Here is a 17553-nt window from a genome sequence, read left to right on the forward strand (position 1 = left end):
GGCTAGACTTGTCCTGACATTCTTACAACGTCGGGAGGCTCCATGCGCATCGCCATCGTCGGCTACGGCTCGGGCGGAAGGTACTTCCACGCCCCGTTCATCGAGGCGGCCGACGGGGTCGAGCTCGTCGCCGTCGTGGCGCGCTCGGCCGAGAAGCAGGCGCTGGTGGCGCAGGATCTGGGGGTCCCCACCTACGACAGCCTCACGTCCCTCCTCGCCGCCGGCCTCCTCCGCCCCGGCATCGACGCCGTGACGATCACGACGCCCCCGCACACCCGCCGCGACCTCGTCCTCGAGGCGATCGCCGCCGGGCTCCACGTCGTGGCCGACAAGCCGTTCGCGCCCACCGCCGCCGACGGGCAGGAGCTCGTCGACGCCGCCGCAGCCGCCGGCGTCACACTCAGCGTCTTCCACAACCGCCGCTTCGACGCCGACATCCGCACGCTGGCGGGGGTCGTCGCCGGCGGCCGCCTGGGTGAGCTGTGGCGCGTGCACTCGCGGTTCGACCTCGACGAGCCCGATGCGCTGGAGGCGGGCGAGTCGGGCGGGCTCCTGCGCGACCTGGGCAGTCACCTCGTCGACCAGATGCTCTGGCTGCTCGGAGACGTGGAGTCGGTGTCGGCTGCCCTCGACTGGGTCGACCTTCCCGAGGGGCGGACCGACGCCGGATTCGTCATCGCCCTGCGGCACGCGAGCGGGGTCGTGTCGTACGTCGAGTCGTCGAAGATCAACCACATCGCCTCGCGGACCCTCCGGGCGTACGGGGCCGAGGGCAGCTACGTCGCCGACGGCACCGACGTGCAAGCGCGGGCGATCCTCGCCGGCGAGCGGCCCGCCGACGACCGCGCCGGGTGGGGCTACGAGGACGAGTCGCGGTGGGGCACGCTGGCGACGGCCGCAGGAGCCGAGGCGGTCCCGAGCGCACAGGGCGCCGCCTTCGAGTTCTACGAGCAGTTCGCTCGCGCCGTCGCCGGCCGGGGCGAAGCGCCCTCCCCGGGCCCCGAGGGAGTGCGTGCACTCGCTGTGCTCGACGCCGCCCGGGCGAGCGCCGCCTCCGGCGCCTGGACGCCCGTGGCCCGCCCCTAGCCCTGCGCCCTCCCCGCACGCCTCCCCCGAACCTCCGCCGAGCGGCAGTCTCCGCCGAGCGGCAGAAAACTGCTGATGCGCGGCGCCGGCATCAACAGATTCCTGCCACTCGCGGAGGTCAGGACTACTGCCCTGAGACGGACGACACCACCTTCGTGGTCAGCGTGGAGTAGTCCACGACCGTCCCGGCGGCGATCACGCCGTCGTCGGTCGTCGAGACCGTCCTCTCGCCGATGACGGTGCCGGTGGACGGGTCGACGATCAGATCCTGACGCTCCTGGTTGTGCGCGTTGTCCAAGCCGATCGCGACACCGCTGACTCCGTCGAGATTCGCCTCCGTGCCGATCACGCTGACGCCGTCGAGCAGAGTGAGTGCCCGGAAGGCGGTTGATCGAAGGTCAGCCGGCATCTCACCCGACGTGAGCATGTCCGTGATCTCGAAGAAGTCGTAGTTGGCCTCGGGCTGATTGCCCGGGGACCACTTCCGGTTGATGAGGTCGAGGAGCGCCTGCGGGTCGCGGGGGTACGAGGCGAAGTCATAGGGGTCGTACGACAGGTAGCCCGTGATGTGTCCTCCGACCGCCGAGGCGGAGTTCGACTCGCCGTCGGACGCGAGCTGCGCCCAGAGCGCCGCGGTCGGCGTGCCGTAGGGCAACGGAGTGGCGTCGGCTTTCACGCGGCGGATCTGCAGGGTCCACGTGCCGCGTTCACGATCCTGTGGGATGAAGACGGTCGTGAGCTGGGCGTCCTGCGCGACGTCGCCGCCGCCCGTCGTCGTCTGTCCGAGACCGACCGAGATCTCCCGCGTGGCGATCTCGAGGTACTGACCGGGTCCGACGACCGGGTCGGACGTGTGAATGGTGTTCTGCGCGGCCGCGGTCAGGATCGTCGCGGCCTGCGCCGTGGCGCCGGAGTGGGCGGTGCCGCCGAATCCCGTGACGCCGGCGACGACGAGCGCGCCCGCCACGGCGAAGGCACCCGCCGTCAGCAGGATGTGGCGGCGACGCGGACGGAAACGCGACTCGCGCTCGATCGTCCCGAACACGGCCGAGCGGACGGGGGCGAGAGCTTCTTCGAGGGCGGCGCCGGTCGGGGGTGCGTAGTTCATGGTCATGTCGATGTCTCCTAGCAGTCTGCGGCGCGAGCGGCGCGGAGCCGATCGCGGGTTCGTTGAATCCGTTTGCGGGCCGAGGCCGGCGTGAGGTCGAGGAAAGCGGCGGCCTCCTCGTAGCTGCGGCCCTCGATGAGGCAGAGCTGACACAGTCGCCGATCGAGGTCGGGCAGGGCCGCGATCTCGGCGACGACCCACTTCACCTGCTCCTGCGCCTCGTCGTGATCGCGCCGCCGGTACGAGGCCGGGCCGTTGTGCGGTTCCTCGACCAGCTCGTGGGCCTCCGAGCGGAGCCGTGCCCGGTTCAGGTTGAGCGAGGCGTTGCGGCACGTCGTGAGAAGCCACGGGAGGGCCGATTCCGCGACCACGCGGATGTCCGACCGTCGGCGCCAGGCCACCAGGAACGTCTCCTGCACGAGGTCGTCGACGTCACTCCGGTTCGCGGCGAGGCCCCAGGCATAGCGGAGCACCGCCGACGAGTGCCGGTCGAACAGCACCCGGAACGCGTCGCGCGCTCGCCGACCGCCACCGTGTGACGCCATCTCGACGAGCTCGCCGTCTCTCGTCCGCTCCCCTGGCGGATCGTGTCTCTTCATGTGTGACCTCCACATGAAGGTGTCGTCGGGCACCGCGATTGTGACACGCCCTCGCGAATCGGCGGCGTTCGACGTGCGGACTACTGTCGAAGGGGGCCCAGCGCCCCGCGACACACCAAGGAGCCCGCGTGACCGACGTCACCCTCACACACCCGGCCGAGGGCGTCGTCCTCGCCACGCTCGACCGCCCCGAGCGACTCAACGCCATCACGGGGCATATGTTCGACGACTTCGAGCAGCTGGCGCACGACCTCAACCGCGGCGCCGACCACGTGAAGGGCGCGCGCGTCCTCATCCTGACCGGGGCCGGTCGCGGCTTCTGCTCGGGCTACGACCTCGATCTCGCGGGCGACCTCACGAGCCTCACCGCCACCGAGATGCTGAACCTGCAGGAGCGCGCCGCCGATGCCCTCAAGGCGATCCACGACATCCGCATCCCGGTCATCGCCGCCGTGAACGGCGCCGCCGCGGGCGGAGGCCTCTCCCTCGCTCTGGCGGCCGACATCCGCCTGGCCTCGGAGCACGCCAGCTTCGTCGCGTCGTTCTCGAAGATCGGGCTGTCGGCGGGCGACCTCGGGGCGTCGTGGCTCCTGCCGCGGCTCGTCGGCCCGGCGCACGCCGCCGACATCGCCCTCACCGGCCGCACCGTCCGCGCCGACGAGGCCGCCCGGCTGCGCCTGGTCAACCGGGTCGTGCCTGCCGACGCGCTGATCGACGAGGCGATCGCGCTCGCCCAGGCGATCGCCCGGAACTCCCCCGCCGGCGTCCGCCTCTCGAAGCGCGCTCTCCAGGCGAACCTCGAGGTGCCCTCGTACGCCGCCGCCCTCGAGCTCGAGAACCGCGGCCAGACCCTCCTCACCCGCACCGCCGACATGGCCGAGGCTCTCGCCGCCTTCCTCGAGAAGCGCCCGGCGACCTTCACGAACGAATGACGACCAGCAGGCCGCAGGAGCAGGGCCCCGTCACCCGCCTGGGCGACCTCACCCTCGAACGCCTCTCGGGCGACGCCGACGGCATCACGATCCTCACGATCGACCGCCCCGATCGCATGAACGCCGTCACGTCGCGCCTCTTCGCCGACCTGGGCGAGGCCGCCCGCACGGTGCGCCGCGACGGCACCCGGGCGCTCATCATCACCGGAGCGGGCGACCGCGCGTTCTCGGCCGGCTACGACCTCGCCGAGATCCCCGGGCTGCTCGACACGACCGTCCAGGAGTTCCTCGACATCGAGGACGTCGCCTCCGGAGCTGTGAGCGCCCTCCACTCGCTGCCGTTCCCAGTCATCGCGGCCGTGAACGGAGCGGCCGCGGGCGGCGGCCTCTCGCTCGCCCTCGCCGCCGATCTGCGGATCGTCGCGTCGCACGCATCGTTCTCCGCAGCCTTCGTGCGCGTCGGCTTCTCGGTCGGCGAACTCGGCACCTCGTGGATGCTCTCGCGCGTCGTCGGCCCCGGTCTCGCAGCCGAGCTCGCGTACACCGGGCGGCCGGTGTCGGCGGCCGAGGCCTCCGAGATCGGGCTGGCCGACCGGGTGGTCGAGGGCGGGACGCTGCGCGAGGAGGCGATCGCTCTGGCGCGCGCCGTCTCGGATCCTGCGACCGACCGGATCGGGAAGCGCGCGCTCGTCGCGGCGTCCGAGACGGCGTCGCTCGACGTGTCGCTGCGCGCACGGCTGGCCGAGCGCCCGTGAGCGGACCGGACCAGCCCGGAGCGCCGACCGGCGACCTGCCCGAGAGCGACGCGCCGACCGGGCTCACGCGCGTCGACCCCCGCCACGATCTGCGCCATCGGCCGGCTCCGGGCGGCAGGATGCGCGACAGCCTCTTCTGGCAGACGGTCCTGCCCGACGCCGGCCTCGCCCTGCAGGTGTACCTCTTCGTCACCGGCACCGGCGCCGCCGGATACAACATCGCCGTCTGGGGGCGCGACGGCGTCGTCGCCCTCGAGCGCGACGGCGGCCGGGTGCCCGAGGCGATGGACTTCGACGACTTCGAGGTCTCTGCCCTGCGCATCCGCAACGACGGCGCCCTCCGAACCTCGACGGTGACCGTGCGCGGCTCATCGCTGTCGCTCGACCTGAGCTTCGAGGCGCTGCACGACGCCTTCACCTTCCGCGACAACCCCGACGGCCTCCCGGCCTGGTTCGCCGACGACCGCATCGAGCAGACCGGGCGCGTCACCGGCACCCTCACCGTCGGCGACAGGGCGCAGGAGCTCGGCCCCCTCGGCCACCGCGACCACTCCTGGGGCCTGAGAGACTGGCGCGCCCCCCAGCACTGGAAGTGGTTCGTGGCGTACACGGCGGACGGCGCCCGCGCGGTCAACGGCTGGATCTGGCAGGCCCGCGGCGAGTGGGGCTTCGCCGGCTACGTGTTCCGTGACGGCGCGCTGGTGCCCGTCGCCCGGATCGAGCAGCGGACTACCTACACCGACGCGATGGAGCAGCAGCGCCTCGTCGCCACGCTCCACGACGTCGTGGGCGGCCGAACCGCGCTCGAGCTCGACGCGTTCGGGATCCTGCCGCTGCCCGACGAGCGCAGCGGCACGATGATCCTCGAGGGCGCGGCGACGGGCACGATCGACGGGGTGGCCGCCGTCGGCCAATTCGAGACCGAGTGGCCCGCCGACTACTTCGCGCATCTCGCGGCCGGGGCGGCGTCGTGAGCGATGCTCCCGCCGGCTACGCGCCGAGCGCGGCGGAGGTCGAGCGGCTGGAAGCCTTCCTCGCCGAGCGCGACCTCGCCGGGCCGAGCATCACGCTGACGCCGATCGGCGACGGGCATGCCAACCTGACCTACCTCGCCACGTCATCCGGTGGCTCGGACGACACCCGGCGCGTCGTCGTGCGGCGGCCCCCGCCTCCGCCCCTGCCGCCGGGAGCGAACGACGTGCTGCGCGAGGCCGGGGTCATGGCCGCGGTCGGTGCCGCGGGCGGCGTGCCTGTGCCGGCCGTGCTGGCCACGGCAGAGGCCGGCGAGGTGTTCGACGTGCCGTTCTTCCTGATGAGCTTCGTCGAGGGGCCGGTCGTGACGTCCTCGGCTCCTGCGGACCTGACCGTCGACGATCGCCGCGAGCTGTCGTTCGCCCTCGCCGACACCCTTGCCGCCCTGCACTCGATCGACTGGCGCGAGACCGGGCTGCACGGGCGGCCCGAGGGCTCGAACCAGCGCCAGCGCTCGCGCCTCGCGCGGCTCGTCGCGACGCCGGCAGGAGAGCCGCCACCCGAGTTCGCCGACGTCGAGGCGTGGCTGACGTCGAACGCGCCCGTCGAGTCGGGTGCGGCGATCGTGCACGGCGACTTCAGGATCGGCAACCTCCTGCTCGATCCCGCGTTCCCCCGCATCGCCGCCGTGCTCGACTGGGAGCTCGCCACCGTCGCCGACCCCCTCGTCGACCTCGGCTACCTGCTGGCGTCGTGGGCGCCGCCCGGGGCGGCGAGCCTGACTCCCATCCAGGAGCTCGGGTCGGCCACGTCGTCACCCGGCTTCGCGTCGCCGTCGACCCTCGCCGAGCACTACTTCGCCGCCCGCGGCCTGCCGGAGGTCGACGTGTCCTGGTACGTCGCCCTGGCGAACTGGAAGCTCGCCGTGCTCTACGAGTACAGCCGGCGGCGCTTCGACGCGGGCGTCGGCGACCCGTACTACGCGGGCCCCGAGAAGGTGTCGGCGCTCCTGCGCGCTGCCCGTCGCGCCGCCGGTCTCGCGTAGGGGCTCCCGCCCCGCCGCCCCGTGCGCTCCGTATCGCACACGTTTTCGGCCATACCGCCAGCGAAACTCCGCTGGCACCCTGGCCGAAAACTTTTGCGACCTCGACTCGCGCGGTCGTGGTTGCAGCTACGGGCCCGGGAGCGTGTTCAGCATGTCGCCGAAACGGCCCGTCGCCTCGACTTCGATACTCTGCTCGACCGGGTCGAACCCGCCGATGCCCTCGATCATGCCGTCGGCCCAGTAGTACAGGCCGGTGCTGATCGGGCCGCCGGGCGGAGGAGACGTCGGATCCCTCAGCACGTTGACCGTGATGGTCATGAGCGTGTTGATCGCCCCCAGAACCGCCGTCGATGTCGGCACGGTGTAGAAGACCAGCTGACGGTGCGGCACGGTGAACACGACCCCGTGCGGCGCCGGGCCGATGACCGTCTCGATCAGGTGCTGCATGTCGGCGGTCTTCGACGCGATGAACAGCGACCCGCCGTCGATGACGAAGACGCCGTCCGCGACGTGATCGTGCACGTCGATCGGCTCGCCGTCGGTGTTCGCCTGCCCGTAGCGGTACAGCTCGTCGACCGGTAGCCCGAGCTGCTCGACGTCGCTCGCGCCGAGCGTGCTGACGGTGTCGGGGTAGTCCATGCAGAGCGCGAGCACCAGGCCGGGCGCGAGCGGCCTGGCGTACGAGAGGTCGATCGGCAGATCGCCGAGATCAGCGGGCAGGATGCGCGTGCGCACCTGAGCGCGTACGGCTCCGACGTCCATCGCCGAGACTTTCGGGTTGTCGCGAGCCGACACCATCGAGCCCATATGGCGTGCCACGATCTCGCCCCACGCCTTCCGCGGCTCTCCGACGCACTTGGCCACGAGATTGTAGACGGGATACTGACTGCCGTCGGCGAGGAGCGTGCGACTGCCCGCCTCGCCCTCGATGGTCGCCTCGACGCCCCGCTCGGCGAAGACCCGCCGGGCGAGGGCTGCGACCTCGACCTCGATGTCGGCCGGCACCTGCGGCTTCCGTCGTCCGAACAGCGCCATGCGCTCCCCCGTTCCCCTGCTGCGGCCACTGTAGCGGGCTACCCCGTGCAGGAGACAACGTCTTTCGGGCACGAGCAGGTGGCCGCGGCGCTGTGCTGTCGCCCGAGAACCGTTGCGACGCCCGCGACGACGAGGGGCTACCCCTCCTGCTGCGCGGCCTTCGTCGCCGCGGCGGCGGCGAGACCCCGCTCGCGGATCGCAGCCCAGTCGGCAGGCCGCAGCGCCGTGAGCCCGGCGAACGTCGCCGGGCCGGCGAGCCGCTGCCCGCCGTCCATCGCGATCGTCTCGCCGGTGAGGTAGTCGCAGGCGCCCGAGAGGAGGAACACGGCGAGGTTCGCCACCTCCTGCAGGGTGCCGTGGCGGCCGGCGGGGATGCCGCGCGGGTCGGTGGCGCCGATGACGTCAGGAGCAGACGAGTCTTCGCGTGCTCCTGCGCCCGGGTCGAGGACGTCCCACGCGAACTCGGTCGGGATCGGCCCCGGGGCGATCGCGTTGAGGCGGATGCCGTAGCGCGCCCACTCGACGGCGAGCGACATCGTCATCGCGTTGACCGCCGCCTTCGCCATCGCCGAGGGCACGACGAAGGCCGACCCGGTGTCGACCCAGGTGGTCAGCAGCGACACGACGGAGCCCGGAGAGCCCGCCGCGATCCACTGCTTGCCGAGCGCATGGGTGACGTGGAACGAGCCGTCCATCACGGTCGACGCGACGGCGCGGTAGGCGCGGGCCGAGAGGGACTCGGTCGGGGCGATGAAGTTCGCGGCGGCGCTGTTCACCAGGCCGGTCAGTGGCGCGTCATCGAAAGCCCGTTCCGCTGCCTCGTCGACGGCGTCCGCGTCGCGGACGTCGACGACGTCGAATCCGGCCGCGTCGCCCAGCGACGACGCCGCGGCCGCGAGCACGCCGGGCCGCCGACCCCAGAGCAGCACCGACGCGCCCTGCGCCACGAGAGCGCTCGCGATCGCGAGCCCGAGGCCCGATCCGCCGCCGGTGACGAGGACCCGGGAACCGTCGAGAAGATGAGGGGTGAACACGTCTTGACGCGGAGATGACGACACGCTGGTAATTTAACACTCAGTGAAGATGTGCCGGGCGCTCCGCCCGATCACCCCGTTCCGAGGCGCCCCGACCTTCTCCCATTCCCGCAACTCCAGGAGCAGAGGAGAACCGTGACGCAGTCGACGGCCACCGAGACAGCAACCATCGAGCCGTTCGGCCCCTACACGGCAGACGACATCGCCGCGTTCTACGACTCCGGCGACTGGCAGGATCGCGTGCTCTATCAGCTCGTCGCCGAGAAAGCGGCCGAGCGCGGCGACCAGGTGTTCGTGACCGACGGCGACGTCAGCCTCACCTACGCCGAGATGTACGAGCGGGGCATCCGTCTGGCGGCCGGCCTCCAGCGGCTCGGGGTCGGCCACGGCGACCGTGTCGCGGTGCAGCTGCCGAACTGGGCCGAGTTCACCGAGATCGTCATCGCGCTGTCGCGTCTCGGTGCGATCCTGCTGCCGATCATGCCGATCTTCCGTCACGACGAGGTCGGATTCTCGCTCGCCGACTCGGGCGCGAAGGTGCTGATCGGGCCCGACCTCTGGCACCGCTTCAGCCACCGCGAGCTCTACCTCGACCTGCTCGCCCAGATCCCCACCCTCGAGCACGTCGTGATCGTCCGCCCTGAGGCCGGCAGCGATCTCGGCGCCGCGCACTCGCTCGACGATCTGGGCGCAGGATCCGGCAGCCCTGCCGACGCGATGCCGCTCGGCGAACTCGACGCCTCCCTCGGCGACGGCGTGGGGCCGAACGAGGGCTTCGTCATCGTCTACACCTCGGGCACGACGTCACGGCCGAAGGGCTGCTACCACACGTTCAACACCTACTACGCGGGCTCGAAGGCCCTCGTCGACCGGCTCCACGTGACGGAGGACGACGTCTTCTTCAACCCGTCGCCGGTCAGCCACACGACGGGCCTCGTCACGGGATTCCTGGTGCCGCTGCTGGTCGGCGGGGCGACGCACTTCATGGCCACGTGGGATCCTGCGACCGGGATGGACCGGATCCGCGACCACGGCTGCACCATGACCGTGACGTCGACGACGTTCCTGGCGACCGTGATGCAGGCGTACCGACCGGGCGAGCACGACATGAGCTCGATGAAGTACTGGATCTGCGCCGGGTCTCCGATCCCCGGCTCGATCGTGCAGGGCGCGCGGACCATGTTCGGCGGTCTCAGCGTGCTGAGCCTCTACGGACGCTCCGAGAACCTCACCACCGCTCTCTGCGCGCCGGAGGACGCCCCCGAGAAGTCGGTCATGAGCGACGGCCGAGCGCTCCCCGGCGCCGAGATCAAGGTCGTCGACCCCACGTCGGGCCTCGAGCTGCCGCGCGGCGAGGAGGGCGACGTCACCTACCGCGGGCCGTCGCACATGGTGTCGTACTTCCACAACGACATCGCCACGGCCGAGCTCTACACGCCCGACCGGTTCTCACGCTCGGGCGACCTCGGCTACATGGATGCTGACGGCTTCGTGCGGATCACCGGCCGCACGAAGGACATCATCATCCGCGGCGGCATCAACATCGGCTCGCGGGAGGTCGAAGACCTGCTCATCACCCACGAGTCCGTGCGCGACGTCGCCGTGGTCGCCATGCCCGACCCGAGGCTCGGCGAGCGCGCGTGCGCCTTCATCGTGGTCGAGCCCGGGCACGAGCCGCTGTCGCTGGCGTCGATGCAGGAGTTCCTCCGCACCAAGAAGATCGCCGTGCAGAAGATGCCCGAGCGGATCGAGGCGATCGACGGCCTGCCGATGACACCGACCGGCAAGGTGCAGAAGCAGCTTCTGCGCGAGCGGATCGCCGCCACGATCGCCGACGAGCGCGCTAAGGCCTGACCTCGACGACGACCTTGCCGAGGGTCGAGCGCTCCTCGAGGGCGGTGAGGGCGGCGACCGTGTCGGCCATCGGGTAGCGGTGGCCGACGAACGGGTGGATCCTGCCCTCGTCGAGAAGCGCCTGCACGCTGTCGCGCACGAGCCGCAGGGTGCCGGGGTACTCGGCGTCCATCGTGTCCATCGAGATGCCCGTGATCTTCAGGTTGCGCAGGAGCAGGCGATTCACCCTCACCTCTGGGATCTCCCCGCCGACGAACCCGATCACCACGAGAGTCCCACCGATCCTCAGCGATCGCAGCGAGTCGGTGAATCGGTCGCCGCCCACCGGATCGAGGACGACGTCGACCCCGTGGCCGTCGGTGAGGTCGCGGACCTCGGCGAGCCAGTTCGCGTCGCTCCGCACCACGGCCCAGGCGCCGGCGCGCTTCGCGACCTCGGCCTTCTCGTCGCTGGAGACGACCGCGATCGCCTTCGCGCCGAACGCCGCGGCGAGGTCGAGGGCCGCGGTGCCCACTCCCCCGGCGGCGCCCTGGACGAGCACGGTCTGGCCGGGCCTCACCTCGGCCCGGTGGTACGCGAACCAGGCCGTCGAGTAGTTCAGGTAGAGGGCGGCGCCGTCCGCGAACGGCATGGCGTCGGGCAGCTTCGCGGTGTATTCGGGCGCGACGAGGCACTTCTCGGCGACGCCGCCCCAGAAGACGATGGCGCCCACGCGGTCGCCGACGGCGAAGTCGTGTGACTCCGATTCGGTGACGACGCCCGCGACCTCGCTACCCACGACGTAGGGCGTCGATGTGCCGTACTGGTACCGGCCTCGCGCCTGGAGATTGTCGATCACGCTGAGGCCGGCGGCGTGGACGTCGACCAGGACCCTCTGGCCGCGGGCTCTCTCGTGTGCTCCTGCGGGCTCGGGGAAGTCGGTGAGCCGGGCTGCCTCGGGGCCCTCCAGGCTCTCGATGACGACGGCTTTCACGCCTCCACGATAGCGGTGGCCTTCGCCCTGCCCCCGTGCGACAAAACGCGACACCTGCGACGCGCCGGGACGTCGCAGGTGTCGCGTTTTGTCGCGGGAAGGGGCACTAGTCCGCGAGGAGCGGCATCACCTCGGCGCCGAACCGGTCGAGCGACGCGGTCCAGTCGTCGAACTGCAGCATCACGCCGGCGTAGAGGCCGGAGTCGCGCACCGCGCGCAGCTTCGCCGCGATCGTCGCGGGCGACCCGCACCACATCTCGCCGGGCGAGAGGGCCGCGACCTCGGTCATCATGCGGGCCGCGGTTCCGCCGGTCGTGTCTCCCGCTGCTCCTGCCGCCGCTGCCGCCGTGTTTCGGCTGCCCGCCGCCTTGCGCCCGGCGAGCGCGCCCTGGTCGGAGTGCGCGTTGTAGTGGTCGACGAGGCGCTGCGCCTGCTCATCGGTGTCGCCGAGGATGACCATGACGAGCAGGTACGCCGTCGTCTCGCTCTGGCCTGACGCGCGGTAGGTGGCGAGGTCGCGGGCGGAGTCGTCGGCCGCCAGGCCCGTCATGAAGTCGACGTCGACGTTGGCCGCTGCGAACGCCACCCCCGACTTCGACGACGCCGCGCCCACGATCACGGGCATCGTCTCGGGCCTCGGGCTGCAGATGGCGTCGTCGAGGGCGAAGTACGCGCCTCGGAAGTCGCTTCGGCCGGTCCCCCACAGTTCGCGCAGGATCCGCACATACTCGCTCGCGTACTCGTAGCGATAGCCGAAGTAGTCGTCGCCCGGCCACACCCCCATCTGCTCGTACTCCTTGGGGTTCCACCCCGTGACGAGGTTGATGCCGAAGCGGCCGGGGGCGACCGCGTCGAGCGTGGCGCCCATCCTGGCCACCAGAGCCGGGTTGAGGCTCGGCATGCCGGCCGTCGCGAAGATGCGGATGGTGCTGGTGCGGGCGAGGAGAGCGCCGGTCAGCGTGAAAGCCTCGTAGGCGCTTTCCCAGTAGTCGGTGTCGCCCTCCGGGCCGCGGAACTTTGCCATGCACAGCGCCGACGCGAACCCGAGCGCCTCCGCGCGCTGGGTCACGTCGAGGATCGCGTCGAACGACAGGTCGAAGTGCGGCGCCGACGACGAGGCGATGTAGCCGGCCGTGGCGGTCGGGAGGAAGATGCCGAGGTCCATCCGCTCATCCTGTCGGCCGCACGTGTCGGCCCTGTGACGGTGCCATTACGCCCGATTTCGCGCCCCGGGCTGGTCGTCCGCGGCGGTCGACGCGCGCGTCTTCGTCAGGTGCACCAGCTCGACCCCCGGGCGAAGAACCTCGCGAGCAGAAGCGACGTAGCCCCGACGCTCGTAGAGACGCAGGTTGGCCTCGCTGAGGTGCCCGGTGAACAGCCGGAACTCGTCCGCGTGGCTCTCGCTCTCGGCGGCGTCGAGGAGTGCGGTGCCGAGGCCCCGCCCCTGCATGTCGGGCGCGACGATCAGGCGGCCGATGTGCGCGACGGAGCCGTCCAGGGTCCAGCGCACCGAGCCGACCAGGCGCCCGTCGATCCGCACGCCGAGGACGGAGCCGGCCAGGTCGTCTCGGATCTCGTCCAGCGTCTGGACGAGGGCCGGCAGAGAGGGATCACCGTAGAGCTGCGCCTCGCTGACGTACGCGGCGCGCTGCAGGGTGAGGAGCTCGCCGGCGTCCGCGTCGCCGAGGCGGATCACGCTGTAGGGGTCGGGCATGTTGTCCTCCGTCTGGTCGCGTCCGTGTCTCCAGAGTGGCAGTTCGCCTAGTCTCTGGCCATGCAGAAGGTCGCCGGAGTCGTCGTGTCGTGGAGTGCCGACGAGGGCGGGGGTGCCCTGCGCTCGGAGTCGGCTGCGTCAGACGTGGTCGCGCATTTCTCGGCTCGATGACGACGCGCGTCACAATCGCGCACCCCGGTGCGAAGCGATCTAATGTGGCTCTCCGCGGCGGGATAGCTCAGTCGGTAGAGCACACGACTCATAATCGTGCGGTCGCGGGTTCAAGTCCCGCTCCCGCTACGCATGACCCCACGCTGTCCGGATGCCGTCGCGGGGTTACCAGGTGTCGATGCAGGCAAGGACCATGCACCAGGATGGAGGCATGGCCGATTCCGAGACCCTGCCCGAGTTCACCCCCGACGAGGTCCGCGCGCAGCTGGCCGAGCTGCAGTTCGAGTCGTTCGACGATAACGCCGCGTACGCGCTGGGGTCGCTCGCGGCAGAGCTCGTGCGCGAGCGCGAACTCGCCCTCGCCGTGCAGATCGTGATCGGCGACCACATCGTCTACAAGTCGGCGCAGAACGGCGTCGACGCCGGCACGACCGAGTGGCTCCGCAAGAAGTCGAACGTGGCGAAGCGCGACGCCGTCCCGTCGCTGCTGGCGCGCCTCGTCGACGAGGAGGCCGGCCGAGAACTGCTCGTCGACGACGAGTTCGCCGTCTCGGGAGGGTCGTTTCCGATCGTCGTCGACGGCTCGGTCGTGGGCACGATCACGGCATCCGGCCTCAAAGACGTCGTCGACCACGACCTCGTCGTCACGGCCATCCGCAGCTACCTCGCGAACTAGCCGCGAGCGAACTAGCCCCGCACGACCGCAGCGCGACATTTCGCGACACCCGCGACGCCGCAGCACGTCGCGAGTGTCGCGAAATGTCGCAGCAGGCCCTACGAGCGGACGCTCGCAGCCTCCTCGATCGCGGCCACACGTCGCTGCACCTCGGCGATGCGCGTCACGTCGAACTTGTCCGACCGGTCGAACGAGTAGATGCCGTTCTGCTCCTGGAACACGTCGGTGAGCTGCGTGTAGCAGTACCCGAACATGAACGGGTTGCCGAGCAGAGCGGTGATCAGCCCTTCGAACCGCTCGTACCACTCGTCGAGGCTGCGCACCCGCTCGCCGTAGCCCCACGACGTCGTCCCCGACTGCTCGGGCGCGTCCGCGGCAGCAGCGGCCTCCTCGTTCCACCAGATGCCGCCGAACTCGCTGCAGAAGTACGGCTGCCCGTTGTACGGCAGGCTCCACTGACGCAGGTCGGGCCGCAGCACGTCGCCGTCGTCCTCGGTGTTGACGTAGGCGACCCTGGCCGCAGGATCCAGCAGATCCATCGTCGCTTTGAACGACGAGGGCACCTGGTCGTAGTCGTGCGAGTCGTACACGTCCGTCTCGAAGACGCGGTGGTCGTACCCGGAAGCGTCGAGCACCGGGCGCGTCGTGTCCATCGCCTTCGTCGCGAGGAACATCGCCCGCGTCACGTCGTCGAGCACCGTGATGCGGTCCGACAGGTGCTGCCGCGTCTCGTTGAGCGGGCACCAGCCGATGATCGCCGGGTGCGAGTAGTCGCGCTCGAGCGCCTCCAGCCACTCGGCCACGTACGACGCGTTCGGCTGCTGGCGGTCGTCCGACGGGCCGGTGGTCTTGCAGCCCCAGTCGCCGAACTCGCCCCAGACCAGGTAGCCGAGGCGATCCGCGTGGTACAAGAACCGCTCTTCGAACACCTTCTGGTGCAGCCGCGCCCCGTTGAACCCGGCCCGCATCGACAGCTCGATGTCGCGCACCAGGTCGGCGTCGCTCGGGGCCGTGAGAAGGCCCTCGGCGTACAGTCCCTGGTCCAGCACCAGCCGTTGGAAGACGGTCTCGCCGTTGAGCAGGATCCGAGGGCCGACGATCCCCACGCTCCTCAGCCCCGCATAGCTCGTCGCCCCGTCGACCAGCGCCTCGTCGTCGCCGATGAGCTCGACGCGCACGTCGTAGAGGTACGGGTCGCCGGGCGACCAGGGCCGAACCCGGGCGTCCGGGATCTCGACGACCACGCGCGGGGTCAGGGTGAGGTCGGCCCGCGCCTCCTGCGTCTCGATCACGCCGTCGTCGTCGCTGACGGTGACGCGGACCCGGCCGCCGCGCAGCCCCGTCGAGTGGCCCGAACCGACCGGCACCTCGACGGTCAGCGTCGCCGACTCGAGGTCGGGCGTGATGCGCGGGCGGCCGAGAGCGATCTCGGGCACCGGCTCGAGCCACACGGTCTGCCAGATGCCGGTGGTGCGGGTGTAGTCGGCGTCGTGGTTGGCGTACTCGGTCGACTGCTTGCCGCGGGCCTGCGGTGCGCTCTTGTCGTCGCGCGCGCGGACGACGATGTCGATCGTCTCGCCGGCGCGGACGCCGGCCCGCGCGGTGAGGTCGAACGTGAAGCTGGTGAAGCCGCCGCGGTGGCGCCCGACCTCCCGCGGGGTGGTGTCGCCGGCTCCTGCGGAAACGACCCAGACGGTCGTGTCGTGGTCGACCGCGCCGAAGTGCAGGAGGATCCTGCTGCCCTTGCTCCAGGCCTCCGGCACCGTCACCTGACGGCGATACCAGACTGCCTCGTGGAAGTCGACGTCGCCGATGCCGCTCAGCTCGGACTCGGGGGCGAAGGGCACCAGGATGCGGTCGTCGAGCGTGGCCTTCTCGAGCAGACCCCGCTCGAGACCGGAGTCGCCCGGGTCGAACTCGAACCCCCACGACCCGTTGAGGTTCAGCCAGTCGTCGCGGCGGAACTGGGGGCGGGGGTACTCGGCGCGGGGCTGGGCGCTGGGGTCGGCGGTCATGACGTCGTCCTTGAGGTCGTGGCGGGTGGTGGTGGGGTGTCGTCTGGGATGGTGCATCAACGCTACAACGTTGTAACCGCCCCGTGCCACCCCTGTGCCGCCGTTTTGCCGCACTGTGCCGCCCGCCTCCGCCGCCCCGCGCTGCCCAGCCCCTCGCCCGCCCGAATTCGCGACCGTTCGCGACCAGGCGGCCCGGCCGTGCGGTAACGGGTGTGACGCGAGCCCGGAATCGGTCGCGAATTGCGGAGGGGCAGGCGGACGTGCGGCGCGGGCAGGGGGCGAGCGACCCTCAGGAGGCAGGCACGTACAGCGTCAGCGTGTCGACGACGAGCGCCGGCTTCTCGAGCCCGTCGATCGACACCGTGATCGTGTAGCCGAGCCGCACGCCCGCGGCCGACTGCGACACCGACGTGATGACCCCGGTGGCCCGCACCCGCGAGTCGACCGGCACCGGCTGCACGAACCGCAGCCGGTCGGCGCCGTAGTTGATCGCCGCAGCGACGCCGTCGACCTGCAGGATCTCCTGCGTCATCACGGGCAGCAGCGACAGCGTGAGGTAGCCGTGCGCGATCGTGCCCTCGAACGGGCCGGCGGCCGCGCGCACCGGGTCGGTGTGAATCCACTGCTGGTCGCCGGTCGCGTCGGCGAACGCCTGGATGCGCGCCTGGTCGATCGTGATCCACGACGACGGCCCGAACGAGGTGCCGACGGACTCCGACAGCGCAGCGGGTGACGAGAACTGAACCATCAGTCGAGTGGCCCTCCGGCGACGTAGAGAACCTGCCCCGAGACGAACGAGGCGCCCTCCGAGCAGAAGAACGACGCGGCGGCCGCGATGTCGGCGGGCTGTCCGATCCTGCGCACCGGAATGGTCTTGACCGCCTCGGTGGCGAACGCCTCGAACGAGACCCTGAGTCGCTCGGCGGTCGCATGCGTCATGGCCGTCTCGATGAGCCCCGGAGCGATCGCGTTCGCGGTCACGCCGAACGGCCCGAGCTCGATCGCGAGCGTCTTGGTGAACCCCTGCATGCCGGCCTTCGCGGCGGAGTAGTTGCTCTGACCCCGGTTGCCGAGGGCACTCGACGAGGAGAGATTCACGATCCTGCCCCATTTCGCCTCGACCATGTGCTTCTGCACCTCGCGTGACATCAGGAACGCCCCGCGCAGGTGCACGCCCATGACGGTGTCCCAGTCGTCGACGCTCATCTTGAAGAGCAGGTTGTCGCGCAGCACGCCGGCGTTGTTGACGAGCACGGTGGGAGCGCCGAGCTCGGCTTCGACCGACGCCACCGCCGCGGCGACGCTCTGCTCGTCGGCGACGTCGACCGCGAGGCCAATCGCAGTGCCGCCGTCGTCGGTGATCGCCTGGGCGGTCTCACGAGCGTCGTCGACGTTGAGGTCGAGCAGCGCCACCTTCATGCCGTCGGCGGCGAGCCTCCGGCCGATGCCGGCGCCGATGCCGCGGCCTCCGCCGGTGACGATCGCCACTCGCTGGGGTGTGTCGGTCATGGTCTTCCCTTCCTTCCGAGAGTCGTGCAGAGCAGGGGCGCAGGATGCCAGACCCGCACGCCAGCACTGCGCCGC

17 protein-coding genes and 1 tRNA gene are annotated in these 17553 nt (G+C 70.9%); 8 read left to right on the forward strand and 10 right to left on the reverse strand.

The window, feature by feature from the left end; all coding sequences use genetic code 11:
* The first annotated feature begins 42 nt into the window (after positions 1-42).
* Positions 43-1086 (forward strand): Gfo/Idh/MocA family protein, encoded by a 1044-nt coding sequence (locus C8E83_RS07320; RefSeq protein ID WP_121369119.1) that lies wholly within the window; start codon positions 43-45, stop codon positions 1084-1086.
* Between the two features lie 124 nt (positions 1087-1210).
* On the opposite strand, the gene C8E83_RS07325 is transcribed toward C8E83_RS07320, so the two are convergent.
* On the reverse strand, positions 1211-2200 hold the full coding sequence (locus C8E83_RS07325) for a CU044_5270 family protein (RefSeq protein WP_121369120.1): 990 nt from the start codon (positions 2198-2200) through the stop codon (positions 1211-1213).
* Positions 2201-2211: 11 nt separating this feature from the next.
* Positions 2212-2793, reverse strand: a complete 582-nt coding sequence (locus tag C8E83_RS07330) for an RNA polymerase sigma factor (RefSeq protein ID WP_170159866.1) — start codon at positions 2791-2793, stop codon at positions 2212-2214.
* Positions 2794-2921: 128 nt separating this feature from the next.
* Between C8E83_RS07330 and C8E83_RS07335 the strand changes: the two genes are divergently transcribed.
* The 4 genes from C8E83_RS07335 to C8E83_RS07350 are packed head-to-tail and all read left to right on the forward strand — an operon-like array spanning position 2922 to position 6497.
* Complete coding sequence (locus C8E83_RS07335; RefSeq protein ID WP_121369122.1) at positions 2922-3725, forward strand: enoyl-CoA hydratase/isomerase family protein; 804 nt, start codon at positions 2922-2924, stop codon at positions 3723-3725.
* Positions 3722-4480, forward strand: a complete 759-nt coding sequence (locus C8E83_RS07340; protein ID WP_121369123.1) for an enoyl-CoA hydratase/isomerase family protein — start codon at positions 3722-3724, stop codon at positions 4478-4480. Before C8E83_RS07335 ends, C8E83_RS07340 begins: the two co-directional genes overlap by 4 nt.
* Entirely contained in the window at positions 4477-5454 is a 978-nt protein-coding gene (locus C8E83_RS07345) for a DUF7064 domain-containing protein (protein ID WP_121369124.1), read from the forward strand. The genes C8E83_RS07340 and C8E83_RS07345 overlap by 4 nt, the downstream gene beginning before the upstream one ends.
* Positions 5451-6497 carry a phosphotransferase family protein gene (locus C8E83_RS07350; protein WP_121369125.1) on the forward strand — a complete coding sequence of 349 codons (1047 nt, stop codon included), beginning with the start codon at positions 5451-5453 and terminating at the stop codon, positions 6495-6497. Before C8E83_RS07345 ends, C8E83_RS07350 begins: the two co-directional genes overlap by 4 nt.
* A 126-nt stretch (positions 6498-6623) precedes the next feature.
* Here C8E83_RS07350 and C8E83_RS07355 read toward each other — a convergent pair whose 3' ends face one another.
* Together C8E83_RS07355 and C8E83_RS07360 are read right to left on the reverse strand one after the other, a co-directional pair.
* Entirely contained in the window at positions 6624-7532 is a 909-nt protein-coding gene (locus C8E83_RS07355) for a hypothetical protein (RefSeq protein ID WP_121369126.1), read from the reverse strand.
* Between the two features lie 137 nt (positions 7533-7669).
* Entirely contained in the window at positions 7670-8590 is a 921-nt protein-coding gene (locus C8E83_RS07360; protein ID WP_211331674.1) for an SDR family oxidoreductase, read from the reverse strand.
* Positions 8591-8701: 111 nt separating this feature from the next.
* Here C8E83_RS07360 and C8E83_RS07365 point away from each other — a divergent pair, with 111 nt between their 5' ends.
* Positions 8702-10420, forward strand: coding sequence for an AMP-binding protein (locus C8E83_RS07365; protein WP_121369128.1), 1719 nt, complete (start codon positions 8702-8704; stop codon positions 10418-10420).
* Here the strand turns inward: C8E83_RS07365 and C8E83_RS07370 are convergent.
* From C8E83_RS07370 to C8E83_RS07380, 3 genes are all read right to left on the reverse strand, one after another.
* Entirely contained in the window at positions 10410-11393 is a 984-nt protein-coding gene (locus tag C8E83_RS07370) for an NADPH:quinone oxidoreductase family protein (protein WP_121369129.1), read from the reverse strand. The genes C8E83_RS07365 and C8E83_RS07370 overlap by 11 nt on opposite strands.
* Before the next feature lie 106 nt (positions 11394-11499).
* Entirely contained in the window at positions 11500-12558 is a 1059-nt protein-coding gene (locus C8E83_RS07375; RefSeq protein WP_121369130.1) for an LLM class flavin-dependent oxidoreductase, read from the reverse strand.
* Positions 12559-12603: 45 nt separating this feature from the next.
* Positions 12604-13107 (reverse strand): GNAT family N-acetyltransferase, encoded by a 504-nt coding sequence (locus C8E83_RS07380; protein ID WP_121369131.1) that lies wholly within the window; start codon positions 13105-13107, stop codon positions 12604-12606.
* Positions 13108-13334: 227 nt separating this feature from the next.
* Here C8E83_RS07380 and C8E83_RS07385 point away from each other — a divergent pair.
* Both C8E83_RS07385 and C8E83_RS07390 read left to right on the forward strand, forming a co-directional pair.
* Positions 13335-13407 (forward strand) — tRNA-Met (locus C8E83_RS07385).
* A gap of 82 nt (positions 13408-13489) precedes the next feature.
* A complete protein-coding gene (locus C8E83_RS07390) occupies positions 13490-13954 on the forward strand; it encodes a heme-binding protein (RefSeq protein WP_170159867.1) in 465 nt (154 codons plus the stop codon).
* A 98-nt stretch (positions 13955-14052) separates the two neighbouring features.
* On the opposite strand, the gene C8E83_RS07395 is transcribed toward C8E83_RS07390, so the two are convergent.
* The 3 genes from C8E83_RS07395 to fabG all read right to left on the reverse strand — a co-directional run bounded on the left by C8E83_RS07395 (position 14053) and on the right by fabG (position 17478).
* The gene (locus C8E83_RS07395) at positions 14053-15969 is read right to left on the reverse strand and encodes a glycoside hydrolase family 2 protein (RefSeq protein ID WP_121369133.1); all 1917 of its coding nucleotides are present in this window, start codon (positions 15967-15969) and stop codon (positions 14053-14055) included.
* 289 nt (positions 15970-16258) lie between these two features.
* Positions 16259-16717 carry a MaoC family dehydratase gene (locus C8E83_RS07400; RefSeq protein WP_121369134.1) on the reverse strand — a complete coding sequence of 153 codons (459 nt, stop codon included), beginning with the start codon at positions 16715-16717 and terminating at the stop codon, positions 16259-16261.
* Entirely contained in the window at positions 16717-17478 is a 762-nt protein-coding gene (fabG, locus tag C8E83_RS07405) for a 3-oxoacyl-ACP reductase FabG (RefSeq protein ID WP_121369135.1), read from the reverse strand. The genes C8E83_RS07400 and fabG overlap by 1 nt, the downstream gene beginning before the upstream one ends.
* Between the last annotated feature and the right edge of the window lie 75 nt (positions 17479-17553).

Origin of the sequence: Frondihabitans australicus (assembly GCF_003634555.1) — a bacterium.
Classification (GTDB): domain Bacteria; phylum Actinomycetota; class Actinomycetes; order Actinomycetales; family Microbacteriaceae; genus Frondihabitans; species Frondihabitans australicus.

What these genes read in the sequence shown, in the direction of transcription:
- C8E83_RS07320 (WP_121369119.1), top strand. Translation starts at nt 43, where the DNA reads ATGCGCATCGCCATCGTCGGCTACGGCTCGGGCGGAAGGTACTTCCAC.
- C8E83_RS07325 (WP_121369120.1), bottom strand. Translation starts at nt 2,200, where the DNA reads ATGACCATGAACTACGCACCCCCGACCGGCGCCGCCCTCGAAGAAGCT.
- C8E83_RS07330 (WP_170159866.1), bottom strand. Translation starts at nt 2,793, where the DNA reads ATGAAGAGACACGATCCGCCAGGGGAGCGGACGAGAGACGGCGAGCTC.
- C8E83_RS07340 (WP_121369123.1), top strand. Translation starts at nt 3,722, where the DNA reads ATGACGACCAGCAGGCCGCAGGAGCAGGGCCCCGTCACCCGCCTGGGC.
- C8E83_RS07355 (WP_121369126.1), bottom strand. Translation starts at nt 7,532, where the DNA reads ATGGCGCTGTTCGGACGACGGAAGCCGCAGGTGCCGGCCGACATCGAG.
- C8E83_RS07375 (WP_121369130.1), bottom strand. Translation starts at nt 12,558, where the DNA reads ATGGACCTCGGCATCTTCCTCCCGACCGCCACGGCCGGCTACATCGCC.
- C8E83_RS07380 (WP_121369131.1), bottom strand. Translation starts at nt 13,107, where the DNA reads ATGCCCGACCCCTACAGCGTGATCCGCCTCGGCGACGCGGACGCCGGC.
- C8E83_RS07390 (WP_170159867.1), top strand. Translation starts at nt 13,490, where the DNA reads ATGGCCGATTCCGAGACCCTGCCCGAGTTCACCCCCGACGAGGTCCGC.
- C8E83_RS07395 (WP_121369133.1), bottom strand. Translation starts at nt 15,969, where the DNA reads ATGACCGCCGACCCCAGCGCCCAGCCCCGCGCCGAGTACCCCCGCCCC.
- C8E83_RS07400 (WP_121369134.1), bottom strand. Translation starts at nt 16,717, where the DNA reads ATGGTTCAGTTCTCGTCACCCGCTGCGCTGTCGGAGTCCGTCGGCACC.
- fabG (WP_121369135.1), bottom strand. Translation starts at nt 17,478, where the DNA reads ATGACCGACACACCCCAGCGAGTGGCGATCGTCACCGGCGGAGGCCGC.